Annotated in this window: 2 protein-coding genes; both read left to right on the top strand. The window is 60.0% G+C overall.

The window, feature by feature from the left end; all coding sequences use genetic code 11:
• Positions 1-110: 110 nt before the first annotated feature.
• A complete protein-coding gene (locus QCM77_RS45850) occupies positions 111-980 on the top strand; it encodes an IS630 family transposase (RefSeq protein WP_280097129.1) in 870 nt (289 codons plus the stop codon).
• The gene (locus QCM77_RS45845; RefSeq protein ID WP_280097128.1) at positions 977-1,255 is read left to right on the top strand and encodes a transposase; all 279 of its coding nucleotides are present in this window, start codon (positions 977-979) and stop codon (positions 1,253-1,255) included. Before QCM77_RS45850 ends, QCM77_RS45845 begins: the two co-directional genes overlap by 4 nt.
• The last annotated feature ends 26 nt before the right edge of the window (positions 1,256-1,281 follow it).

The following is a 1,281-nucleotide window of genomic DNA, read 5'->3' as shown; positions in this document are numbered from 1 at the left end:
CTAGACGACCGATTCCATGAAGCCTGCGCTCCTGGAGCAGGATGAATTGGTGGAACGGACGGTTGTTGGCGGATTCCTCGTTTTCGGTCGGCGAAACGAGGAGCTGTATCATGGCAGGATGGCGGCGAGCGGTCGAATTGGCAATGAGCGATGAAGAGATTGCGACCTTGACGACACTTTCGCGGTCGAGGATCGAACTGGCGAGCCGGGTGTCGCGGGCGCAGATGCTGCTGGCGTATCGGGAAAATCCTTCGTTCTGCGCAGTGGGCCATAGACTTGGAGTCCATGATCAGACTGTGCAACGCTGTGTCGAGCGGGCGCTGGCCGACGGCCCGCTGGCGGCCCTCGACGATCGTCCGCGACCGGGCAAGGAGCCAACGATCACGGCTGAGGCCAAGGCCTGTTTGGTGTCGCTGGCGTGCGACAAGGCGAAGGACCACGGCTATCCGCATGAGTTGTGGACGACGCGGCTCTTGGCGCGCCATGCGCGCGAGCACGGACCGGCGGCAGGGCATCAGTGTTTGGCCAATTTGGTTCAAGGAACGGTGTGCAAGATCCTCGGCAAGGAGGAAATCAAGCCGCACAAGGTGCGCTACTATCTTGAAAACCGCGACGCCGAGTTCGAACAGAAGATGGCGGAGGTCCTGTGCGTCTATCGTGAAGTCCAAGTCCTGAAGAAAGCCTCTGCCAAGGGAAAGCGGCGGGCAAAGCCGGTAACGATCGTCTCCTGCGACGAGAAGCCTGGAATCCAGGCCATCGCAACGACGGCGCCGGATTTGCCACCCGAGCCTGGCGTCCACTCCGGCTTTGCGCGCGACCATGAATACAAACGCCATGGCACGCTCAGCCTGTTGGCCGGGATTGATCTGCTCACCGGCAAGGTCCACGCTCTCGTCAGAGACCGCCACCGCAGCCGCGAGTTCATCGAACTCCTCAGACTTCTCGATGCCGCTTATCCGAGGGCACCACGATCAAGTTGATCCTCGACAATCATTCCGCGCACATCTCGAGAGAAACCAGAGCCTGGCTCGCCACTCGACCAAAGGGGCGCTTCGAGCTCACCTTCACGCCCAAGCACGGCTCGTGGCTTAACCTCATCGAGGGGTTCTTCTCCAAGTTCGCCCGTTCAGTCCTGCGCCATATCCGGGTGGCCTCAAAACACGAACTCAAGGAGCGCATCATGGCTGGTATCGACGACGTCAATCGTCATCCCGTCATCCACACCTGGTCCTACAAACTCGCCGAGGCTGCTTGATATGATTCGAACCAAGAAAACGCTGA

The organism is Bradyrhizobium nivariense, from assembly GCF_029846695.2.
In the GTDB taxonomy this organism is placed as follows: Bacteria; Pseudomonadota; Alphaproteobacteria; order Rhizobiales; family Xanthobacteraceae; genus Bradyrhizobium.
Note: the sequence above shows the minus strand (reverse complement) of the source record. Positions and strands in the feature narration are given on the sequence as shown.

Bases quoted from the DNA above. Each gene is read 5' to 3' on its own strand.
- QCM77_RS45850 (WP_280097129.1), top strand. From the start codon at position 111: ATGGCAGGATGGCGGCGAGCGGTCGAATTGGCAATGAGCGATGAAGAG.